Source organism: Streptomyces sp. NPDC005393, assembly GCF_040606675.1.
GTDB lineage: Bacteria > Actinomycetota > Actinomycetes > Streptomycetales > Streptomycetaceae > Streptomyces.
The window spans coordinates 86,062-106,424 of the sequence record NZ_JBEXFG010000021.1; the positions used below are offsets into that span (position 1 = coordinate 86,062).

Here is a 20,363-nt window from a genome sequence, read left to right on the forward strand (position 1 = left end):
CCCCGGCGGGCAGGCGGGCCGACGTCACAGCTCACGGAGTTCTTCGACAGCCGGCCGGGTGGATCTGCGGACCCCGCTGAGCGCCGCGGCGGCGATGGCCGTAAGGGCCGTGAGGAGGGTCAGGTCCAGATATGGCCATGGCACGGCCACGGCTTCGGGTGGCGGATCGAAGACACCGGTCAGCACCTTGACGAGCATCTGGGTCAGGGACCAGCCGATGAGCGCGCCGCCGGCCATCCCGGCCGCGGTGAGCGCGGCGGCCTCGCTGAACACCAGTCCCCTCAGCTGGCGGCGGGTGGCGCCGAGCACGGTGGCGATGGCGAAGGTCCGGCGTCGTTCGGCGAGACCGAGTGCCAGCACAATGCCGCCCGCGCCCGCGGCCAGCAGGACGGCGAAGGCGAGTTCGATTCTGGTGAGTCCGGCCAGGTCCACGGAGGTGAGGCTGGAGCCGACGGCGGACCGGGTCCGGGTGATGTCGGTGACCTTCGCCGTGGTGCCGAGGCGGTGGTGCAGCCGCGCGGCGACGGCTTTCTGGTGGGTGCCCCCGGTGTCGACGAGGAAGGTACCGACCGTGTCGCTGCCGGTGGTCCTGGCGATGTACGAGGCGTTGGCGACGAAGAAACTGTCACGCGGCGCGGTCGGGAACTCCTTGACGATGCCCGCGTAGTGGAAGGGCACCGTGCGGAACGCCTTGGTCCTGGAGTCCTGCAGTCGCAGGTTCAGCGTATCGCCCGGGGCCAGTTGGAAGTCCTTGACGGTCTCCTCGCTGACCAGGACGGAGTCCGGGCGGGCCGCGAGCTTCGCCATCAGGCTCTTGGCGGTGCCGCCGGCGAAGTAGGCGTTCTGGAGGGAGGTGGCGGAGGTGACCGTGGACGGCCGCACCCCGTACAGATCCTGCAGGTCCGCTCCGACGTAGGCGAACCTGTGCTGGAGCGGTTCGACGTGGCGCACCCCCGGGATCGACGCCAGCGGGTTGGCCGCGCTCGGGCCGACGCGGGAGCCGGGCGACTGGGTCACCGTCACATCGGCGCCGTTGGTGAGCCGGGCGTCGACTTCCGCCTGCTGCCGGTAAGTGGCGTTGAACGCCGCCGTGGACACGGCGAACGAGAGAGCCAGCGCGAGCAGGACGACGGCCCGCGCCAGCGGTCGGCGCTGCCGGGACAGGCTCGCCGCGGTCGTTCCGGCCAGGGCGCCGGTGAGCGGCCGGACCAGCCGGGCGAGCGGGCGGCGCCCGTAGGTGAGGGCGAGGATGACCAGCCGCCACAGCAGGAGGGCGGAGCCGAGCCAGAGCAGGGCCGGGCCCAGGAAAGCCCAGTACGACACGGAGATGGTGGGCACTCCCTCCGGCGCGAGGACCAGGGAGTACTGGTTCCCGCTGGAGGCCCGGAAGACGAAGAACGAAACGGCCAGCAGGATGAAGTCCGGGCAGAACTTCATCCATCTCGGGGTACCGGCCCGGCCCACGACCCGGCGGGCCTCGGCGACGGTGCCCTGCCGCAGATCGCGCACCGTCGGCACCAGCACGGTCGCTGCGGCGATGACCAGCCCCAGCAGCAGAGCCAGAACGAACCAGCCCACCGCGGCGGACGTGGTGGTGCCGAACGACGCCGTGCCGAACGCGAGCCGACCCGCGACCGCCGCGATGCCGAGGCCCAGCAGGCCGCCCACCACTCCGACGACCGCGGCCTCGGTCGCCGCGATCCCGACGACCTGGCGGAACCCGAGCCCGCGGGTGCGCAGCAGGGCCTGCTCCCGCCGGCGCCGGTCGGCGCCGGCGCTTGCCAGCGCCGCCGTGAGCAGGGCTGCCAGCACGGCGCCGGGCGCGCCGAGGAAGAGGAAGAGAATCTGGGCGTAGAGGGCGTCCTGGCGTGCGCTGTCGAGCGCGGCGCCGAGGTTGTCGCCGACCAGCGCGCCGCCGGCGGTGCGTGCCTCGGTGTTGTGCGCGGCGCCGGTCACCGCGGTGTACGCGGCGGCGGGGTCGGCGGGCAGGCGGGCGTCCCGGGCGACATGGATCTGCGTGGTGACCGCGGCCGGGTCCGCGGTGCGGACGGGCGCCGTGACCTTGGCGAACTGCTGGGCGGGCAGCAGGATGACGTTGTCGGGCGGTGCGGTGGGCTGGGTCTGGGGCGGGGCGCCGACCTTCTGGAAGAGGGAGTCGGCCTGGGGAAGGTCGACCACGCCGGCCACCTTGACGTGCGCCGGGCCGCTGCCCGGGCGGCCGAAGGTGACGGTGTCTCCGGGAGCGACATGCAGGTTGGCCGCGGTCTGCTGGGCGATGAGGGCCCCGGACTGACCGCCGGTCAGCTGCCGGATCTCCCCGGGGAAGGCGGAGCGGTATCCGGGCGGCAGGCCGAGGACGACGCCGGGGCCGGTGCTCTGGGTGGATCCACCGGTCCTGGCCTGGAAGCCGGTGCTGTGCGCGAACCCGACCGGGAGCGCGGTGTGCACCCCGGGAGAGGACCGTACGGTGCCCAGCACCTTGGCGGGGTTGGCACCCGGCTGGACCTCGACCTGCCAGACGACGGCGACCGAGCGCACCGCGCGGTCGGTCATCGTCGATTTGGAGGCCGTCAGAAACGATCCCAGTGCCGCGATGAGCGCGACGGCCAGCGAGACGCCGAGCGCGGCGGCGAGCAGCCTGCCCCGGCGGCGTCTGACGAGCCCGGACAGCCATGTGGTGATCACGGCTTCTCTCCCCGCCTCGCGGGTGTGTGCGCGGACGGCGCGGTGTCGGGCCCGGATGGGATGGGGGCGGCCAGCCGTCCCTCGTGCATGGGCCACCGCTCGGCGAGGCGCTCGCCGACGGTGGGGTCGTGGGTCGTCACCACGAGCGCGGCACCCAGTACGCTCGCGGCGTTCAGCAGGACGTCCACGACCTGCCGGCCAGTCGCGCGGTCGAGCTGGCCGGTGGGCTCGTCGGCGAGCACCACGCGTGGCCCCAGGGCGAGGACCCGGGCCACGGCCACGCGCTGGGCCTGTCCGCCCGAGAGTTCCTCGGGCAGCTTGTCCGCCAGGTCCGCGACGCCGACGGCCTCGAGGGCCGACAGCGCGCGGGGGCCGGCTTCGGCTTCCGCCGTGCCCGCCAGGACCAGCGGCAGCGCCGCGTTCTCGGCCACGTCCAGGGCCGGGATCAGGCTGGGCGACTGGAAGACGACGCCGACGTCCCGGGCCGTGGCCCGGCGGCCGATCCCGGGCCAGCCGATGTCGCCGCTGGTCGGTTGTTCCAGTCCGGCCATGAGATGCAGCAGCGTCGATTTGCCGGAGCCGGAGGGGCCCATGATCGCGATACGGTCGCCGGCCCGCACCTGGCAGGTCGCGCCGTGCACCGCGACGACGGCGTTCTCGCCCTGCCCGTACGTGCGGGCGGCGTCCCGGCAGCGGATGAGGACTTCGGTGCTGGGGGCGTTCACGGTTCGATCCTCCCGTCGCGCAGGACGAGCACCCGGTCGGCGAAGCTGACGACCTCGGTGTTGTGGGTGACGACCAGGACCCCGCGGCCGGCCCCGGCACGGCGCTTGAGCAGGTCCAGTACGCGCCGCTCGGTCCGCCCGTCCAGCTCGCCCGTGGGCTCGTCGGCGAGCAGCACATCGGGGTCGTTGGCCAAGGCGACGGCCAGGCCCGCGCGGGCGAGTTCGCCGCCGGCCAGCTGGTGCGGCAGGGCGTGTGCCCGGCCGCCGAGATCGACCCCGTCGAGCAGTTCGGCGATGTCGGGCGCGGCGGAGCCGCGGCGCCGTCCGGCGGCCGCCTGCGCGAGGCGGATGTTCTCCCGTACGTCCAGATGCGCGATGAGGTTGCCGGACTGCAGCAGGACGCCGATGCGGCGGGCGCGCAGCCGGGCGCGCTGGACCTCGGGTCGGTGGCTGATCCGCTCTCCGCCGACGTGGACGAAGCCGCCGGCCGGCTCGTCCAGTCCCGCCAGGCACGCCAGCAGGGTCGACTTGCCCGAGCCCGACGGGCCGACCACGGCCACGGTCTCACCCCGCCCTACGTGGAGGGACACCCCGCGCAGCGCGAGGGTCTCCTCCTCGCCCGTACGGAAGAACCGGTAGAGATCCCTGGCGTCGAGGGCGGTCTTCTCCGCCGCCGGAACGGAAGGCGCCGCGGTGCCGGTCGTCATCACTGCCACCGGAGCGAATCGCTGACGATCCGCCAGGGATCCACGTTGTCGGCGCCGGTCGGCCCCGAAAGGGTCAGGGTGACCTGGTGGCCGTTGTGGAAGAAGACATAGGTCTCCACGGAGTCACGCACGGCCTTGCCGGTCACCGGGTTGGGGGCGGAGTCCGCCTGGTAGGTGACCCTGACGGCGTGGCCGCCCTTGCGGGAGACCATGGTGACCTTGCCCAGGGCGAAGTGGCGCGTCTGCTTCTTGAGCGTCGGGACCACCTGTGTCCGGACCGACTGGACCGTCGGTGCGGACGAGGCCGAGGCCGGGGTGATCTCGATCTTGTTGAGCTTGTCGCTGAAGCTCGTGGTGGTGCGGGCGGAGGAGCGGGACCAGCCCTCCGGGACCTTGACGGTGAATCCGCCGCCGGACGGCCGGTAGGCGACGTACACCTGGTTGTCGGGGATGTCGCCGGGCGGGTTGGACTCCTTGGGCGCCGGGCCGGGCTTGTGGGCCGACGACGAGCCGGAGGATGCCGGGGAGCCACTGTGCGAGCCGGAGCTCGAGCAGCCCGCGACGACCGCGGCCGTCAGGGCCATGGCGGCGGGGAGGGCGACGATGCCTCGTTTGGTCATGATGTCCTCCGCGTACGGGCAGTCCAGTGATGTTCACGACGCTAGGGAAGCGGCGGTAAACGCGCTCTGCGACGAGGGTTAGACGACGGCAAAACTCGGTGGCGAGCCGCGGCGCCACGGTCACGCCGGGCGAGGGCGGGGCACCCGCGCGGTCATGATGGGCGCATGAGAAAGCGCGTGGTGCGCGTGGCCGTGGTGGCGGTTCTGGTGGCGCTCGTCCTGCTCGCCACACCGCTGGCCGTGGGGATCCAGAAGTCCTTCTTCGCGGATGAGCGCGGTGAGCTCGAGCGCATCGCCCTGGCAGCCGCCGTCCGTGTGGACCCGAAGTTCGCGGTCGGAGACCATGTGGAACTGCCCGCACCGGAACGGGGGGTGCGGGTGGGCGTCTACGACCTCTCCGGGCACCTGCGCGACGGCTCCGGGCCCATGGCCGCGGACGCGGTCACCCGGCGTGCCCTGGCCGGAGTCGTGGCCCGGGGACACGGCGATCACGAGCTCGTCGTCGCCGTTCCCGTGTCGACGAAGGAGCAGGTGATCGGCGTGGCCCGCGCCTCGACCGGGACGCAGGGGGTCTGGCACCGCGTCATCCTGGCCTGGCTGGCCCTCGCCGGCACCGCCCTGGTCGCGCTCGCCACGGGCGTGCCGGTGGCACGGCGCCAGGCACGCACGCTGACCGCTCCCTTGGAGGCCCTCTCGACCACCGCCGAGGCCGTCGCCGGCGGGGATATGACCGCGCGCGCCAAGGGCAGCGAGATCGCCGAGATCGACCAGGTGGCGCGCACCCAGAACACCATGGTCGACCATCTGACCAGGCTGCTCGAGCACGAGCGGCACTTCAGCTCCAACGCGTCCCACCAGCTCCGCACATCGCTGGCCGGTCTGCACCTGGGGCTCGAAGCGGCTGCCGAGGGCCCCGGCGCCGACCTCAGGGCGGCCGTGGAGGAGGCCCTCACGCAGGCCCGTCACCTTCAGCGGACCGTCGACGAGGTCCTCCGCCTGGCCAGAGCGGCGCCCGGCCCGCACGTTCCCACGACGTCCCGGCCTGCCTCCGATGTCGTCGACGGCGTGGAGCGCCGCTGGCACGGCACATTCGCCGCCGAGGGCCGGCATCTGGGCTTCGGTGTCGAGCCCGGCAGCGAGGGCCTGCGGATTCCTGACCGGACCGCCGAGCAGGTCCTGGATGTGCTGCTGGACAACGCGCGGCGGCATGGCCGCGGCGCGGTCGAGGTCACGGTGCGCGAGATGAGCGGCGCGGTCGCCGTCGACGTGACCGATGAGGGCTCTTTGGCCCTCGACCCGCGAACGGTCTTCGAGCGGGGGGCGACGACGTCCCGCTCCGGCGGTGGCATCGGCCTGACGCTGGCACGGGAGATGGCCGAGGCGGCCGGGGGCCGTCTCACCCTCGTCCGGGCGGCACCCACCACCTTCACCCTGTTGTTGCCGACCGTGGAGCCACCGCCGCCACCCGGATGAGGCGGGCGGCTGGTGTGCCGCCCGCCTCACGAGGTGCGCTTCTTACTCCTTGCCCTCGAACTCGTGGTTGGTCTTGGCGGAGGGGTCGGCATGGCCCCCGGGGCCGTCCGACTGGTTCTCGTGCTCGCCGTTCTCCTCGTGCTCGCCCTTGTCCTCGTGCTCCCCGTGTTCGCTCTTCGAGTCGCCGGACTTGTGCGTATCGGGGCCCGGAGGAGTGGGCTTCTCCACCGTGGTGGCCACCGAGGACGACGCAGGAGCCGGTGCCGCGGACGCCATGGTGGCGCCCCCGCCGAGAACGGTCGCGACGACGGCAGCCGTGGACGCGGCGAGAAGTGCCGCCTTCTTACGCGTATTCATGATCACCTTCACTTCCGTACCGGACGGGCCTTCCATCCGGAACGTGTTTCACCCTGCGCCGCCCCTGCTGAGAGGAGGCTGAGGGGAGGTGACAGAGGCCACGGAACCCTCCGGGGGGCTCTCAGCAGGCTCTCAGCTTCCTTTCAGCCACGGTTGCCTAGGCTGGAATCGGATATTCAGAAGCAAAAGGGGGAAGGGAGGCGCGCCATGCGTGTCCTGGTCGTGGAAGACCATCCCGCGCTGGGGCGTGCCCTGGTCCACGGACTCACGGTGGAGGGGTTCGCCGCGGACCTCGCCACCGACGGGGAAGAAGGGCTCTTCAAGGCCGAGGACATCCCCTACGACGCCATCGTGCTGGACATCATGCTGCCCCGGGTCAATGGCTACGACGTGTGCCGGCGGCTCCGGGCCGCGAAGAACTGGACACCCGTCCTGATGCTCACCGCCAAGGACGGCGAGTACGACGAGGCGGACGCCCTGGACATCGGAGCGGACGACTACCTCACCAAGCCCTTCTCCTACGTCGTGCTGACCGCCCGGCTCCACGCTCTGATGCGGCGGGGGCGGCGCCCCAGGCCCGCCGTACTGCGCGCCGGCGATCTTCTGCTGGACCCCGGGGGCCGCACCTGCCTGCGCGGCGGGGTCTCCGTCGATCTGACCACGCGGGAGTTCTCCTTGCTCGAATACCTGGTGCGCCACCAGGGGCAGGTACTGAGCAAGCAGGACCTCCTGGCCCACGTGTGGACGGACCACTTCGAGCTGGACCCCAACGTCGTCGAGGTCTACATCGGCTATCTGCGCCGCAAGGTCGACCACCCCTTCGGGACGCGGTCCATCGAGACGGTGCGAGGGTCGGGGTACCGGCTCGCCACCGACGGCGGGTGAACCGTGCGGGACACCGCCGCGTCCATGGCCTCCGGCGACATCGGGGCGGCACCGCCTCCGCGCGGGCCTCTCCCCCGCTGGCGCCGGTTCAGCCTGCGGGTACGGCTGACCGTCGCCGCCACCGTGGTCGCCGCGCTCGGCCTGTCCCTGGCGGCCACGCTGCTCGTGGTCAGCCAGCGCGCCTCGCTCATCCACGGCCTGGACGACAACGCCCGCCAGCGCGCGCTGATCATCGCCGCCGCCCTGGACAAGGGCCGGGCCGTCCAGCCGCTTCCCGCTTCCGGCGCGGGCGACGACGCGGCCCAAGTGGTCGACCGCCATGGCCGTGTGATCGCGGCGTCCGCGAACGTGGCCGGAGAAGGCGCGCTGTTCCACACGCGCGCAGCCGCCCCGGGCAGCGAACCATCGGTCCACACCGTTCGCGGGGTACCGCTCGGCAGCCAGGGAACGTACCGCGTCGCCGCCGTGTCGGCGGGACCGGCACACTCCCGCAAAACCGTGTACGTCGGCCTTGCCACCGCCCAGGTCGAGCACAGTATCGGCCGGCTCACCACCGAACTGGCCGTCGGCCTGCCGGTCCTGACGGCCCTGCTCGCCGCCGCCGGATGGCACATCACGGGTCGTGCGCTGGGGCCGGTGGAGAGGCTGCGCCGGCAGGCGGACGAGATCACTGCCACCGACTTGCACCGGCGGCTCGACCTGCCGCCCCACGCCGACGAGGTGTGGCGGCTGGGCTCCACCCTCAACGATCTGCTGGCCCGGCTCGACGAGGCGACCACCCGGCAACGGAAGTTCGTGGCGGACGCCGCGCATGAACTGCGCAGCCCGGTGGCCGCCGTGCGGGCAGAGCTCGAGACCGCCACCCGGCACCCCCATGCCGATGCGTCGGCCCGGCTGCCCGAGTTGCTCGAGGAGACGGTCCGGCTCGGCCGGCTCGTCGACGACCTCGTCCGGCTGGCCCGCCTGGACGCCACCTCAGGCACGCCGCGCGAGACGGAGATCGACCTGGACGACCTGGTGGCGGCGGAAGTCCGGCGGCTGCATTCCCGTCCCGGCGCGGCCGTCACCTGTGGTCACCTCCGGCCCGCTCGCATCCGCGGAGATCCCGACGCTCTGTCCCGGGCCGTACGCAACCTGCTCGACAACGCCGTCCGGTACGCACGCCACCGTGTGGAGGTCACCCTCGAGACGGCGGGGGGCGAGGCGGTCCTGTGCGTCCGCGATGACGGCGTCGGCATCCCGCCCGCCGACCGCGAGCGGGTGTTCGACCGCTTCACCCGGCTGGATGACGCACGCAGCCGGGACGCCGGCGGCTCGGGACTGGGCCTGGCCATCGTGCGGGACGTGGCCACTCATCACGGTGGCCGCGTGTCCGTGGAGGACGGCGGCCCGGGCGCCCTGCTGGTCCTGCGTCTGCCCCTGGCGCCATGAAGGTGCCGGCACGTTTTGCCGTCGCCTAAGCCTCGTCGTGGCGAGCGTTAACCGCCCCCTGCCTAGCGTCGGAAACATCAGGGGTTCGCCCACGCGGAGGGCATCATGAGCAAGCGAACCATCCTCGACACCGGGGGCGACGGGGGCGAAGGCCGGGCCTGCGCGGAGCAGCCGTCCGCCGACCGCCTGCCTAATATCCCGGATGCGGCTGGACCCACGGCTGCGGAGCGTGGCCATGGGTGATCTGTACGCCCATCCCACCGTCCGGGGCCAGGCCGCCTTCATCGAGGGCACTGTCGACGGTCCGGCCGCGACACCGTCTCCCGGCGCCGCGGCGCCACCCACCCCCCGGCGCCACTCCACCGCCCGGGTCATGGCCTGCGGCGTGGCGCAGCTCGCCGGGCTGTACACGTGGTTGCTGTGGCCCGGTCTCGCGGTCGTCGTCCTGCTCTACCGGCAGTTCGACGCCTGGCACATCCCGGTACGCACACTCGTGGCCGGCAGCGTCCTGGACACTCTCGTCCGTCTGCCACTGTCCGCGTTCCTGCTGCTGGAAGTGGTGTGGCTGGCGGTCACGTTGCTCCTGCTGCCGCTGGTGGCCTGCCGGCTGCTGATGGCCGGTGTGCGCCCGGGGCACTATCCGCTGTGGGGCGTCGTCTATCTGCGGTTCTGGCTGCACAGCAAGTTGCTCGCCATGACGCCGCTGCGTCTGCTGGCCGGCTCGCCGATCCTTCCTCCCTGCCTGCGGCTGCTCGGCGCCCGTATCGGCCGGGGCTGCCATCTGCAGGCCGTCCTCGCCCCGCTGTCCCTGGTGGAGATCGGCGACGGAACGAGCATCGGCTACGGTGCCCGCCTCCAGACGTACACGGTCGAAGGCGGCTGGCTGCGACTGGCACCGATCCGCATCGGATCCGGCGGCTTTGTGGGGGCCAACAGCGTGGTGCTGCCCGGTGCCGTGATCGGTGACCATGGATCGGTGGGCGAGCAGTCGCTCGTACCTGAAAACTGTGTCGTACCGCCGGATGAGCACTGGGAAGGTTCTCCGGCCACCCTCCAGGACGCGCCCCCGCCGCTGCTGCGGGACCTGGCCATCCGCGCCGACAACCGCCGCTGGCCGGCCCTGGTGCTGGCCGGCTACGGCGTGGGCACCGTGCTGCTCCTGGTCGCTCAGGGCCCCTCCCCCGGCAGGATTCCCCTGTCCAGGGGAACGTTCCCCCCTCCGCTATCGTCTACAGTTCCGTAGACCCGTCTACAGGATTGTAGTCAGTCGGGGCGCCGTCATCACGGGCGTCCACCCGTCCATGATGAAAGGGCCCGCGACGATGACCGCGCCCCTGTCCGCCGCGCCACAGCTCGCGGTGAACGTTCTCGATGCCCAGTTCCTGCTGTCCGCCTTCGGAGTGCTCGGCGTCTGCATGGTGCTGTTCGCCGAGACAGGGCTCCTGATCGGCTTCTTCCTGCCGGGCGACTCCCTGCTGTTCACCGCGGGCCTGCTGTGCACCGGCTCCGGCGGCGGCGGGGTGAAGCTGTCGTTGCCGCTGCTCCTCGTCGCATCGGCGGTCGGGGCGCTGGCCGGCTCCCAGTGCGGCTATCTGATCGGGCGCAAGGCGGGCGGGGCGCTGCTGACCCGCAGCCGTTCGGCGCGCCTTCACGAGGGCGCACAGCGCGCCGAGGAGCTGTTCGGACGGTACGGCCATGCGAAGGCGATCGTCCTCGCGCGTTTCGTCCCCGTCGTACGGACCGTGCTGAATCCCATGGCGGGCGCACTGCGGGTACCGGTGCGGACCTTCACCGTGTGGCAGGTGGCCGGCGGGCTCCTCTGGAGCCAGGGCCTCACCCTCGCCGGATACGCACTCGGCTCCTCCCTTCCGAATGTGGACCGCTATCTGCTGCCCATCGTCGCGGGGATCGTCGCGGTGTCGCTGCTCCCCCTCGCCGCCGAGTTCCACCGCTCCCGCAAGGCCGTCACGGAGGAGAAGGAGATGGACGGGTGAACCTCGCCTTCAACGGATCCTCGATCGACGGCTCCGCCTACACCGACGTCGTGGCCCTCTCCCACCACTCCCCCTCGTGGTGGAACACCCTCGTCTCCGCGTGGTCGACCTACGGACTCGCGCTGTTCGGCGTGCTCATGGCGCTCGGGTGGTGGCGGGCGCGGCGCGAGTCGGCGACGGCGGCCGTGATGGCGCTAGCGGCACCCGTGATCGTCCTGGTGGCCTTCGCGGTGGACGCCGCGCTGAAACTGGTGGTGCGGGAAGACCGCCCCTGCCAGAGCCTGCGGGTGGCGCCCCTGGAAGCGTGTCCGGCGCCGGGCGACTGGTCGTTCCCCAGCAACCACGCCGCCATCGCTGCCGCCGCCGCGGTGGCGCTCTTCCTCGTCTCCCGCTCTCTCGGCACTGTCGGGGCGGTGGCCGCCTGTGCGATGGCGGTCTCCCGGGTGTGGGTGGGCGCCCACTATCCGCATGACGCCGTGGCCGGCGTCGTCGTGGGTTGCCTGGTCGCGCTGCCACTGACAGCGCTGGTGCGCAGACGTCCCGAGGCCGTGGCGCGGCGGCTGACGGTCACGCGGCTGCGTCCGCTGCTGGTCGCGTCATGAACCGCGAGGACGCCGCCCGCCTGGCCGGTCGCACCGGCCTGGCGGCCCTGGCGGGGTTCGGGCTGCTGGCCGTGGTCGTCGTCGCCACCGATGGCACCGCGCTGTCGCTGGACGACGGTTCCCACTCCTGGTCCGTAGCGCACCGGCCGGAGGTGGCCTTCGCGGTGGCCCGAGGGCTCACCGCCACCGGGACCGGAGTGATCCCGTATGCGCTGGCCGTCGTGGCGGGCATCATCGCCGGGCGCACCGCACGGCAGAGGCTGCTCGCCGCCGTCACCTCCCTCGTCTGCCTGGGTGCGGGCCAGGGGCTCCGGTATGCCGTCATGAGCCTGATAGCTCGGCCCCGCCCACCGCGGGAGGACTGGGTGACGCACGCCTCGGGCTGGTCATTTCCGTCCGGCCACACCACCACGGCGGCCCTCGCCGCGGGGCTGCTCGTCATCGCGGTGCTCATCCGCGCCCCCGGCCGTGGCAGGCCGATCGCCCTGCTCATCGGCTGCTGGGGCGCGCTGGTCGGGCTCACACGGGTCTACCTCGGGGTCCACTGGTTCACCGACGTCATCGGCGGCTGGCTGCTCGGCGTCGGCTGGCTCGGGCTGTGCGTCGGCGCCGCGCTCCGCTGGTTTCCCGCGGAGTTGACCGTGGGGTCGATGCCGTCTTCGCGTCCGGACGCCGCGGGCGACGCACAGTCCACGGCGGAGTGACGCACGGAGGAACCGCGGAGAAGGCCGCCTCCGCATCTCGGCGGAAACGGCCTCCGGCCTGTGAACACGCTGGTGGGGTGTCACATCTCGCGCCCTACGAGGAAGGCCAGCAGCGTGCGCAGCTCTTCGGTCGCCCGCGGCGCCAGCGGCACGCCGGCGAGGCAATCCTCCACGGCGGCGATATGGCGGTGGGCCTCGTCCAGCGCCGCGGAGCGGCCGCCCGCCTGCTCGATCAGAGCGGCCGCACGGCGGTTGGTGGCGTCGTCCGGCGTGTCCGGGGACTCCAGGAGCGTGGCCAGCCGCCCGGCGGCGGGTCCGCCGAGGCCACGGGCGTTCAGGGCGGCGAGCACGGGGAAGGTCTTCTTCCGCTGCCGCAGATCCCCGTGGACGGGCTTGCCCGTGACGCCCGGGTCGCCCCAGATGCCCAGCAGATCGTCCACCACCTGGAAGGCCACCCCCATGTGCCGTCCGGCCCGGTCCAGGGCGGCGACCGTCTCGTCCGGTGCGCCGGCGAGCGCGGCGCCCAGGGCGGCGGCGCACCCGAGGAGTGCGCCGGTCTTGTGCTCGGCCATCGCCCGGTATGCGTCGGGCCGTACCGCCTCGGGGCCGGTCCAGGGGCGTGCCTCGAAGAGCAGATCGTCCGCCTGTCCGCGTACGAGGTCGCCCAGCGCCGCGGCCAGGTGGCGGACCGCGACCGGGCCGCGCGCGCCCGGCACGGTGGCCAGTGTCTCCACGGCCAGCGCGAACAGCGCGTCACCGACGAGCACGGCCGGGCCCGTTCCGTAGGCCTTCCACACCGTGGGACGCGCACGCCGCGTCGGGTCGCCGTCCATGATGTCGTCGTGCAGCAGCGAGAACGTGTGCACCAGCTCCACCGCGACCGCACCGGCGACCGCGGCCTCGCCAGGCGCCCCGGCCGCCTCCGCGCACAGCACGGCCAGCGCCTGCCTTACCCCCTTGCCACCCGCCCCTGCGGCGGGTGCGCCACCCACCTCGCACCAGCCGAAGGAGTACGCGGCCATCTCGCCGGGCCACGGGTGCAGCCGCTCGACCGCTTGAGCCAGCGCGGGCCGCACCAACGCCCGGCACCGACCGAGGATCTGACGCGCCGTCGCGGTGTCCTCGCCCACCCCGCGCGGCGCTGGCACCGTCGCCGTCACCGTCCGTCCTCCGCACCCGCGGCCGCGGCACCGATGAGGCCCGGGCGTGTACCGTCCTCGACGCCCTTGGGGAAACCGAACTCCACCCGCGCACGGTCCACCATCCGGCGGGCGTGCCGCAGCCCGATGCGGTCCAGTACACGGGCGAGTTCAGCCAGGTCAGCGGCTGTCTCGGCCCGATCGCGGCCCAGCTGCGCCAGGGACTTGACGAGCCCCAGCCGGGCGAGCGCCTCGCCGCGCGGCTCGCTCATGGCACGGAACTCCTCCAGGGCCTGCCGGTAGACGTCCCGCGCCGCTTCGAAGCGGCCCACGCGATAGAGCACATTGCCGCGCATTTTGTGGTTGTACGCCAGCGCGCTCGACAGGTTCATCTCGCGGCAGGTCACTTCCGCCTCGGCGAGCAGCTCCAGCGCGCGGTCCGCGTCCCCGTCGCGTACGGAGACGATGTCGGCCATGCCCCGCAGCGCCCAGGCGTGGCCGCGCCGGTCCTCGGCCTGCTCGGCTATCTCCGCGGCCTCCTCGAACATCGCGTAGGCCGTGTCGTACGAGCCGGTGTTGCGGTGCATCTGAGCGATGCCCTCCAGCGCCCACACGGTGTGCCGTGCCTCGCCACGCTTCCGCGCCTCGGCGAGGAGTTGCTCATGCAGTGCGCCGACGGCCTCGTAGTCCCCCTGGATACGGCCTGTCTCCGCCATCCCGGCGAGTGAGTAGCCGCGGACGACGATGTCCCCTCCACGTTCGCCGAGTTCGGCCGCGAGGCCGAGCAGGCGCCACGCCAGCGCCAGCGCGCCCCGCTGCCGGGCGAGCGTGCCTCCGCTCCACAGCGCCCACGCCATCGCCCCGATGTCCCCCGCCGACCGGGCCGCGCGATAACTGGCCTTCCACTCGCGGTCGGCGTCCGTCACCTGCCCCAGCCTCCGGTGCGCCTCGGCGACCGCCAGCCCCGAGCGGGCCGCCTCGCGCGGCGAGCCGGTCCGCTCGGCCGCCCGTAACCGCTCGGTGCCCGCGGCCAGTACGTCGACCAGCGAAGAGTTCACGGAGAGGGCGGTGAGGGAGCCCTGATACTCCGGTGCGAATGCCTTGCCGTACATGGATTGCCTTTCCGTCTGCGATCCGAGGGAGCGCGAGGCCCATCTATACACCATGTGTATACACAAGGCTTATAGATGGGTGGACATCAGCCCTGTGAAGGTTGGTCCGCCACCGCGCGCACTCGCTGGTGATCAAGACGTCGGTCGGCTCGGTGAGGTTCACCGTGCGACGCACATCACGCCCGAGAGTCCGGGGGCGCGTCCGGGCGTCCGGGCGTCCGGGCGTCCGGGCGTCCGGGCGTCCGGGCGTCCGGCCATGCTCGCGAAGAACGACCATGGCCAGGGGCTCACCGGCGAGCAGGTCGCAAGGATCGTGGGCGGCTCGACGCCGCACCCGGGCGCCACACTGACCGAGCCGTCCGTGCTGGCGCGCCCGCTCGGCGAGCTTCCGGCGACCTACATCACGTGCCTGCTCGACGGCGCCGAGCCGATGGACGAGGTGGCCGAGCTGCTGACCAGCGAGCACTGGCGGTTGGTCGAGATGGACACCGGCCACTGGCCGATGTTCTCCCAGCCGCGCGAGCTGGCACGGATTCTGCTCGGACCGGCCGTGGAATCCTGAGACCCGGTTCAGCGTCGCCGGCACTTCCGGCCAGGCCACCGCTGACGGCTGCGCATGCGTGCAGCGAGCTGCCGCACGCACCGACCCCCGCGCTCCCAGGCTCCGCTGCCTGCCCGCGAAAACCCCTCGTTGACCGGGAGTTACCCTCAGAAACCCTTTTCCCAAGGCTCCCCCTCCATCACTATGGGCACTCCTATTACCGCCGGTGACGGCCGGTGTGCCGGGACGCGCACCCGTCGCCACTGTCGGCTCCCGTGCCAGTGTGTGCGCGGGCGGCCCGCACGAACGCGAACGAGGAGTCGAGAGGGTGTCCGACCAGCATGGGACCGAGCCGAAGGCTACCGCCGAGAAGCGGCCGTACGCCCAACTGCCCGACGCGGGACTTACCGAGCGGATCCGCGCCGGCGCGCCGACTGCCCTCCCCGCCACACAGGAACTGCGGGCCCGCCACCTTCCCGCGGTGCTGTCCTACGCCCGGCTCTGCGGCAGGAGTCAGACCGACGGGAACCAGCTCGCCGAGCTGTCCCTCGGCCTCGCCGCGCAGGAGACGTGCCGCGGCATCGACCCGTTGGGACCGTGGCGCCACCATCTGCTGCTGCTCGTCCAGCGGGTGGGCGCCACGTGGGCGGCGGGCAACCGGAGGGAGAGGCTGGATCCCGAGTTCGCCGAGTGGCTCGACGGCTCCGGCATCACCACGGACGACGGCCCCGGGCGGCCACGCCCGGAGGAGCGCTCGGCCATGCTCGGCGGCTTCCTGACGCTGTCGGCGCGCACGCGCGGCGTCCTGTGGTACAGCGTGGTGGACGACGAGTCCACCGCCACGGTGGCCACCTACCTGGGCACCGCGCCGCACACCGTTGCCACCCTCGAGGACACGGCACAGGGTGCCCTGCGCGAGGCGTGGCTACGGACCCATCTCGAGCGCACCGGCGACCCCACGTGCCAGGGGTTCCGCGGCATCATCGAAGCGGCGGTACGGCCGGGTGCCGCCCGGCGCAGCGAGGACCTGGACCGGCATCTGGCCGCATGCCCGTCGTGCGCCGGCGTGTTCGGCGACCTGGTGCGGATGGGCGAGGATCCTCGGACCGTGATCGCCGACGGCCTCCTCGGGTGGGGCGGAACGGCCTACGTCATGGCGGGACCGGTCCGCGCTCTCCCCGCGGCGGAGGCCGTGGCGCAGTCGCACACGGCGGTGGAGCGGCCGGCCATATCCGCGTTGGCGGGCCCCGTGCTCGCCCCGGCCCTCCCGCCCGTCGGCGTGGCCGCGGACGGGCCGGCGGGCCCCGGATCCGCCGGGACGGGCCGGCAGCGCACCTGGACGGTGTCCTGGCCGTCCGCGGCGGTCGGGCTGGTGGTGGTGGCCGCGCTGACCGCGGTGGCCACTACCGTCGCCGTGCTGGCGTCCGACTCCGGCGACATCAGCCCGGCTGGTGGCCGTGCACCACTGCCGACGGCCACCACGGCCCCGCCCACCATCGCGGCTCCGCCGCCGACTGCCACCGCCACGCCGACGAAGAAACCACCCCGCCCGTCGCCCCCCGGCCGCGCGACGGAAGCTCCCCCCACCCCCACGCCCCCCACGACCGCTCCCCCGAGCACCAGCCAGCCGACTGCCGTCCCGATTCCGGGCGACGCCTACACCGTGGTGGTCAACTCCGCTTCCGCGCTGTGTCTGGACATCCGCGACGCGCGGCTGGAAAAGCGCACGGACGTCATCACGGCCCCGTGCACGGGGGCGGACACACAGCGGTGGCGGCTGGATTCCCGCGGTCTCCTGCACACAGCGGCAGACCCTGACTTCTGTCTGGACTCCCGCGGGGACACCGACCGGGGCGTCGGGATCTGGCCGTGCTCGTCCGCCGACGGCGACAACGGCCAGAACCTGCAGTTCGTAGTCGACCGCGACGGGGTGATACGCCCCTTCATCGCGCCGGACTTCGCCGTCACCCCGGGCGACGACAGCCCGGGCAGCTCATTGGAGCTGCAGTCGGCTGACGGCCGGGACGACCAGCGCTGGAGCGCGAGGTAGAAGGGACGGCTGCCGACCTGGAGCCTGCCGGGCGCCAGGTACGACAGGGCGCCGGTGACCGTGCCGAACGGCCCGGCGGGTGCGATGTGCGGGGCCGCCGGGCCGGTTTGCGCTGCGATCGCTCCGAGGTCAGAGGATACGCAGGCGGGTGATGTGGAACCTGGCCCCCTCGATGTCCACCTTCGTCGTCTGAATCCGACAAGGCGTCCTTGACGGCCTCGCGGACCCCTACGTCACTGTGGGGGACGGTCACGATTGTCAGCGCCCACCTCGCAGGTTCCTGCCCGCGTGGGTCATCGGCCCCGACCCGCTGACAGGCAACCCTTCTCCCGCGACGGGGTGCCCCCGGGTGACGACCGGGTCCCGCCGGGCCCGCACCCCGGCCCGGGGTGCAGGCCCGGCCCGCACCCCGGGCCGGGCCTGGCACGGCGGCTGGCCCATGTGACCTGCCGCAGCGAGCCGGAACTGCAGGCCCGCTTCGGCAGGGCCCCGCAGGGCGCCGAGGACCCACAGTCCGGCGGCCGGTACCAGGTCGAGTCCTATCTCGACCACCACGCCGCCAAGCTGGTCCGGCGCTTCGACGCTGCAAGCTACGTGGTACTGACGCAGGCCATGAACGGCCACGACGTCGGCCGCTCCCGCGGCGGCACCCGGGCCGCCCTGCGCAGGGTGACCGCCGAGACCCTGGTGGCCGGAGTCGACTCCGACCGCCTCTACCCGCTCGCCCAGCAGGCGGAGCCGGCAGCCGGCATCCCCGGCGCCGATCATCCGCGGTCATCGACTCCGCTCACGGGCACGACGGTTTCCTCACCGAAACCGAACAGGTCGCCGCGCCCGTACGCGAACTGCTGCGCTAGGGTGCGCCGTCAGGGGGCGGGCTCGACTTCGAGGTAACGGCGGCCGCGTGGCCCCCGGTACTCCAAGGCCTCCCAGCCCAGCCGGCGCAGCACCGCCGCGCACTTCCGCAGCTCATCGGGTGCCGCGTACGCGACACCACTTCCCGGCGGGCCCAGCCAGTCGACGCGCACCACCCCGGCCTGATCGGCCACCCTCACGCAATAGCCGGTCGTGACGCGGCCGCCGTCCGTGCCGACCGCTGACGGCGGGATGCCGGCCGCCTCCAGGGCGAGGGCCACGGCGCGCACCGGCCGGCGCCGTTCCCATTCAGCGGGCACGGCGTCAGGGGCGGCGGTCCCGGTGTTCATCAGCCGCCGGATCTGCAGCAACCCCTCGAACGCCGACCGCACGGCGGCCTCGCGGTCCCGGGCGCCCCCGGCGGGGACCCCTCCGGCGCCGGTCGCCACCTCGAACCCCGCCGTGCGGTCGGCGTCGCCCTCAGCTGTCACCCCGCCATCCTTCAGCCGGAGGGGACGGGGGTCCAGCCCTGGGCGGCTCTCAGAGGGCCGTCATGACGTGCTTGATCCGGGTGTAGTCCTCGAAGCCGTACGCGGAGAGGTCCTTGCCGTAGCCGGACTTCTTGTAGCCGCCGTGCGGCATCTCGGCGACGAGGGCCATATGGGTGTTGATCCATACGCAGCCGAAGTCCAGGGCCTTGGACATCCGCATGGCCCGTGCGTGGTCCTTCGTCCACACGGACGAGGCGAGCGCGTACTCGACGCCGTTCGCGTAGGCGACGGCCTGGGCCTCGTCCGTGAAGGACTGGACGGTGATGACCGGGCCGAAGACCTCGTTCTGGATGATCTCGTCATCCTGCTTCAGGCCGGAGACGACGGTCGGGGCGTAGAAGTAGCCGCGCTCGCCGACTCGGTGGCCGCCGGCCTCGACCGTGGCATGGCCGGGCAGGCGCTCGATGAAGCCGGAGACCTGGGCGAGCTGGTTCGCGTTGTTGAGGGGGCCGTAGAGCACGTCCTCGTCGTCGATGCCGCCGGTCTTCGTGTCGGCGGCGGCCTTGGCGAGGGCCGCGACGAATGCGTCGTGGATCGACTCGTGGACCAGGACGCGCGTCGCCGCGGTGCAGTCCTGTCCGGCGTTGAAGAATCCCGCGAGGGAGATGCCCTCCACCGCCGCGGCGATGTCGGCGTCCTCGAACACCACCGCCGGGGCCTTGCCGCCCAGTTCGAGGTGGACGCGCTTGACGTCCTTCGACGCGGACTGGGCGACCTGCATGCCCGCGCGGACCGAACCGGTGATGGCCGCCATCGCGGGGGTCGGGTGCTCGACCATCAGCCGGCCGGTCTCGCGATCGCCGCACACCACGTTGAAGATGCCGGCCGGAAGGCCCATGTCCTTCAGGATGTCGCCGATGATCCCCGCGAGCAGCACGGTGGACGCCGGGGTGGTGTCGGACGGCTTGAGGACGACCGTGTTGCCCGCGGCGATCGCCGGGGCGAACTTCCACACGCCCATCATCAGCGGGTAGTTCCACGGTGCGACCTGAGCGCACACGCCGATCGGCTCGCGCCGGATGATCGATGTCATGCCCTCCATGTACTCGCCCGCGGACCGGCCCTCCAGCAGCCGTGCGGCCCCGGCGAAGAACCGGATCTGGTCGACGACCGGGGCGATCTCCTCGGCGAGGGTCAGGGCGCGCGGCTTGCCGGTGTTACGGCACTCCGCCTCCACGATCTCATCCGCCCGGGCCTCCACGGCGTCCGCGATCCTCAGCAGCAGCTTCTGCCGGGTGGACGGCGTGGCGTCGCGCCAGACGGGGAAGGCCGCTTCCGCGGCGGCCATCGCCGCGTCCACGTCGGCGGCGCCCGAGAGGGGCGAGTGCGCGTACACCTCGCCCGTGACGGGGTCGGTCACGTCCAGACGGCGTCCGTCGGCCGCGTCGACGTACTCGCCGTTGATGTAGTTGCGCAGCGTTCGAAGCTCGCTCATCGCAATGTCCTCATTGTCCCTGCCCCGCCGCGCTCAGCGCCGATGGCATATCCGTTTCCGTTGTCGTCCGGCGATGCGTGGCCTCGCGCCACGCGGGGTCAGGCCCCGGCCGCTGCCGAGAGGTGTTCGTGCACGGCGAGCCAGCGGCCCGAGTCCTGGCGGCGGAACACGATCGTCTCGCGCTCGTGAAGGGTCTCCTCACCGGCCGTGGTGGCGACCGTGGTCTCGACCTGGTGGCTGAACACCGCGGTGTCGCCGAGGTGTTGGACCAGTCGGTCGGTGGAGGTGCAGGCGAGGACGCGGAAGTCGTCCTCCGCGACCCAGCGGTTCCACAGGGCGCGGTAGTCCGCGGTGGAGGTGAGGCGTTCGGGGATGGCGTAGAAGACGAACGTCGCGTCGGGCGCGAACGCCGCGAAGTAGTCGTCGAGTCGGCCTTCGCCGAACGCGGACACCAGGGCGTCGGCGGCCTTCAGGACCTCGTCGTTCATGGGTGGTGC

At 72.6% G+C, this 20,363-nt stretch carries 18 protein-coding genes, 2 pseudogenes and 1 riboswitch; of the genes and pseudogenes, 10 read left to right on the forward strand and 10 right to left on the reverse strand.

Annotated elements, in window-relative coordinates; translation table 11 throughout:
* Nucleotides 1-24: 24 nt before the first annotated feature.
* Genes ABZS71_RS19155 through ABZS71_RS19170 form a run of 4 tightly spaced genes read right to left on the reverse strand, consistent with a single transcriptional unit; the run spans nucleotide 25 to nucleotide 4,737 of the window.
* Complete coding sequence (locus tag ABZS71_RS19155) at nucleotides 25-2,685, reverse strand: FtsX-like permease family protein (protein WP_356211567.1); 2,661 nt, start codon at nucleotides 2,683-2,685, stop codon at nucleotides 25-27.
* The gene (locus ABZS71_RS19160; RefSeq protein WP_356211570.1) at nucleotides 2,682-3,410 is read right to left on the reverse strand and encodes an ABC transporter ATP-binding protein; all 729 of its coding nucleotides are present in this window, start codon (nucleotides 3,408-3,410) and stop codon (nucleotides 2,682-2,684) included. Before ABZS71_RS19160 ends, ABZS71_RS19155 begins: the two co-directional genes overlap by 4 nt.
* The gene (locus tag ABZS71_RS19165; protein WP_356211573.1) at nucleotides 3,407-4,117 is read right to left on the reverse strand and encodes an ABC transporter ATP-binding protein; all 711 of its coding nucleotides are present in this window, start codon (nucleotides 4,115-4,117) and stop codon (nucleotides 3,407-3,409) included. The genes ABZS71_RS19160 and ABZS71_RS19165 overlap by 4 nt, the downstream gene beginning before the upstream one ends.
* On the reverse strand, nucleotides 4,117-4,737 hold the full coding sequence (locus ABZS71_RS19170) for a hypothetical protein (RefSeq protein WP_356211576.1): 621 nt from the start codon (nucleotides 4,735-4,737) through the stop codon (nucleotides 4,117-4,119). The genes ABZS71_RS19165 and ABZS71_RS19170 overlap by 1 nt, the downstream gene beginning before the upstream one ends.
* Before the next feature lie 165 nt (nucleotides 4,738-4,902).
* Here ABZS71_RS19170 and ABZS71_RS19175 point away from each other — a divergent pair, with 165 nt between their 5' ends.
* Nucleotides 4,903-6,210 (forward strand): HAMP domain-containing sensor histidine kinase, encoded by a 1,308-nt coding sequence (locus ABZS71_RS19175; RefSeq protein WP_356211579.1) that lies wholly within the window; start codon nucleotides 4,903-4,905, stop codon nucleotides 6,208-6,210.
* 42 nt (nucleotides 6,211-6,252) lie between these two features.
* Here ABZS71_RS19175 and ABZS71_RS19180 read toward each other — a convergent pair whose 3' ends face one another.
* A complete protein-coding gene (locus ABZS71_RS19180) occupies nucleotides 6,253-6,567 on the reverse strand; it encodes a hypothetical protein (RefSeq protein WP_356211582.1) in 315 nt (104 codons plus the stop codon).
* 207 nt (nucleotides 6,568-6,774) lie between these two features.
* Here ABZS71_RS19180 and ABZS71_RS19185 point away from each other — a divergent pair, with 207 nt between their 5' ends.
* The 6 genes from ABZS71_RS19185 (at nucleotide 6,775) to ABZS71_RS19210 (ending at nucleotide 12,183) form a co-directional block, all read left to right on the forward strand.
* Nucleotides 6,775-7,452 (forward strand): response regulator transcription factor, encoded by a 678-nt coding sequence (locus tag ABZS71_RS19185; RefSeq protein WP_356211584.1) that lies wholly within the window; start codon nucleotides 6,775-6,777, stop codon nucleotides 7,450-7,452.
* A 3-nt stretch (nucleotides 7,453-7,455) separates the two neighbouring features.
* Nucleotides 7,456-8,883 (forward strand): ATP-binding protein, encoded by a 1,428-nt coding sequence (locus ABZS71_RS19190; protein WP_356211586.1) that lies wholly within the window; start codon nucleotides 7,456-7,458, stop codon nucleotides 8,881-8,883.
* Nucleotides 8,884-9,085: 202 nt separating this feature from the next.
* The gene (locus tag ABZS71_RS19195; RefSeq protein ID WP_356211589.1) at nucleotides 9,086-10,126 is read left to right on the forward strand and encodes a hypothetical protein; all 1,041 of its coding nucleotides are present in this window, start codon (nucleotides 9,086-9,088) and stop codon (nucleotides 10,124-10,126) included.
* A 79-nt stretch (nucleotides 10,127-10,205) separates the two neighbouring features.
* Nucleotides 10,206-10,877, forward strand: coding sequence for a DedA family protein (locus ABZS71_RS19200; RefSeq protein WP_356211591.1), 672 nt, complete (start codon nucleotides 10,206-10,208; stop codon nucleotides 10,875-10,877).
* On the forward strand, nucleotides 10,874-11,479 hold the full coding sequence (locus ABZS71_RS19205; protein ID WP_355844671.1) for a phosphatase PAP2 family protein: 606 nt from the start codon (nucleotides 10,874-10,876) through the stop codon (nucleotides 11,477-11,479). Before ABZS71_RS19200 ends, ABZS71_RS19205 begins: the two co-directional genes overlap by 4 nt.
* Complete coding sequence (locus tag ABZS71_RS19210; protein ID WP_356211594.1) at nucleotides 11,476-12,183, forward strand: phosphatase PAP2 family protein; 708 nt, start codon at nucleotides 11,476-11,478, stop codon at nucleotides 12,181-12,183. The genes ABZS71_RS19205 and ABZS71_RS19210 overlap by 4 nt, the downstream gene beginning before the upstream one ends.
* An 80-nt stretch (nucleotides 12,184-12,263) precedes the next feature.
* Here the strand turns inward: ABZS71_RS19210 and ABZS71_RS19215 are convergent, their stop codons facing one another.
* On the reverse strand, nucleotides 12,264-13,343 hold the full coding sequence (locus ABZS71_RS19215) for a polyprenyl synthetase family protein (RefSeq protein WP_356211596.1): 1,080 nt from the start codon (nucleotides 13,341-13,343) through the stop codon (nucleotides 12,264-12,266).
* Complete coding sequence (locus tag ABZS71_RS19220; protein WP_356211598.1) at nucleotides 13,340-14,434, reverse strand: tetratricopeptide repeat protein; 1,095 nt, start codon at nucleotides 14,432-14,434, stop codon at nucleotides 13,340-13,342. Before ABZS71_RS19220 ends, ABZS71_RS19215 begins: the two co-directional genes overlap by 4 nt.
* A gap of 277 nt (nucleotides 14,435-14,711) precedes the next feature.
* Here ABZS71_RS19220 and ABZS71_RS19225 point away from each other — a divergent pair.
* The 3 genes and pseudogenes from ABZS71_RS19225 to ABZS71_RS19235 form a co-directional block, all read left to right on the forward strand.
* Nucleotides 14,712-14,996 (forward strand): annotated as a pseudogene (locus tag ABZS71_RS19225) (alpha/beta hydrolase); the annotation flags it as partial.
* A gap of 307 nt (nucleotides 14,997-15,303) precedes the next feature.
* Nucleotides 15,304-17,025 (forward strand): ricin-type beta-trefoil lectin domain protein, encoded by a 1,722-nt coding sequence (locus tag ABZS71_RS19230; RefSeq protein ID WP_356211600.1) that lies wholly within the window; start codon nucleotides 15,304-15,306, stop codon nucleotides 17,023-17,025.
* Nucleotides 17,026-17,272: 247 nt separating this feature from the next.
* A riboswitch (SAM riboswitch) is annotated at nucleotides 17,273-17,383 on the forward strand.
* 41 nt (nucleotides 17,384-17,424) lie between these two features.
* A pseudogene (locus ABZS71_RS19235) lies at nucleotides 17,425-17,882 on the forward strand (homoserine O-acetyltransferase); the annotation flags it as partial.
* A gap of 9 nt (nucleotides 17,883-17,891) precedes the next feature.
* On the opposite strand, the gene ABZS71_RS19240 reads toward ABZS71_RS19235, so the two are convergent.
* The 3 genes from ABZS71_RS19240 to ABZS71_RS19250 form a co-directional block, all read right to left on the reverse strand.
* Nucleotides 17,892-18,371 carry a hypothetical protein gene (locus tag ABZS71_RS19240; RefSeq protein ID WP_355844686.1) on the reverse strand — a complete coding sequence of 160 codons (480 nt, stop codon included), beginning with the start codon at nucleotides 18,369-18,371 and terminating at the stop codon, nucleotides 17,892-17,894.
* A gap of 49 nt (nucleotides 18,372-18,420) precedes the next feature.
* Nucleotides 18,421-19,866 (reverse strand): gamma-aminobutyraldehyde dehydrogenase, encoded by a 1,446-nt coding sequence (locus ABZS71_RS19245; RefSeq protein WP_356211603.1) that lies wholly within the window; start codon nucleotides 19,864-19,866, stop codon nucleotides 18,421-18,423.
* A gap of 98 nt (nucleotides 19,867-19,964) precedes the next feature.
* Nucleotides 19,965-20,354, reverse strand: a complete 390-nt coding sequence (locus ABZS71_RS19250; protein WP_355844692.1) for a nuclear transport factor 2 family protein — start codon at nucleotides 20,352-20,354, stop codon at nucleotides 19,965-19,967.
* Nucleotides 20,355-20,363 lie beyond the last annotated feature (9 nt).

Excerpts from the sequence above, each read along its gene's own strand:
- ABZS71_RS19165 (WP_356211573.1), bottom strand. The coding sequence starts at position 4,117 with ATGACGACCGGCACCGCGGCGCCTTCCGTTCCGGCGGCGGAGAAGACC.
- ABZS71_RS19170 (WP_356211576.1), bottom strand. The coding sequence starts at position 4,737 with ATGACCAAACGAGGCATCGTCGCCCTCCCCGCCGCCATGGCCCTGACG.
- ABZS71_RS19175 (WP_356211579.1), top strand. The coding sequence starts at position 4,903 with ATGAGAAAGCGCGTGGTGCGCGTGGCCGTGGTGGCGGTTCTGGTGGCG.
- ABZS71_RS19180 (WP_356211582.1), bottom strand. The coding sequence starts at position 6,567 with ATGAATACGCGTAAGAAGGCGGCACTTCTCGCCGCGTCCACGGCTGCC.
- ABZS71_RS19185 (WP_356211584.1), top strand. The coding sequence starts at position 6,775 with ATGCGTGTCCTGGTCGTGGAAGACCATCCCGCGCTGGGGCGTGCCCTG.
- ABZS71_RS19195 (WP_356211589.1), top strand. The coding sequence starts at position 9,086 with ATGCGGCTGGACCCACGGCTGCGGAGCGTGGCCATGGGTGATCTGTAC.
- ABZS71_RS19200 (WP_356211591.1), top strand. The coding sequence starts at position 10,206 with ATGACCGCGCCCCTGTCCGCCGCGCCACAGCTCGCGGTGAACGTTCTC.
- ABZS71_RS19210 (WP_356211594.1), top strand. The coding sequence starts at position 11,476 with ATGAACCGCGAGGACGCCGCCCGCCTGGCCGGTCGCACCGGCCTGGCG.
- ABZS71_RS19220 (WP_356211598.1), bottom strand. The coding sequence starts at position 14,434 with ATGTACGGCAAGGCATTCGCACCGGAGTATCAGGGCTCCCTCACCGCC.
- ABZS71_RS19245 (WP_356211603.1), bottom strand. The coding sequence starts at position 19,866 with ATGAGCGAGCTTCGAACGCTGCGCAACTACATCAACGGCGAGTACGTC.
- ABZS71_RS19250 (WP_355844692.1), bottom strand. The coding sequence starts at position 20,354 with ATGAACGACGAGGTCCTGAAGGCCGCCGACGCCCTGGTGTCCGCGTTC.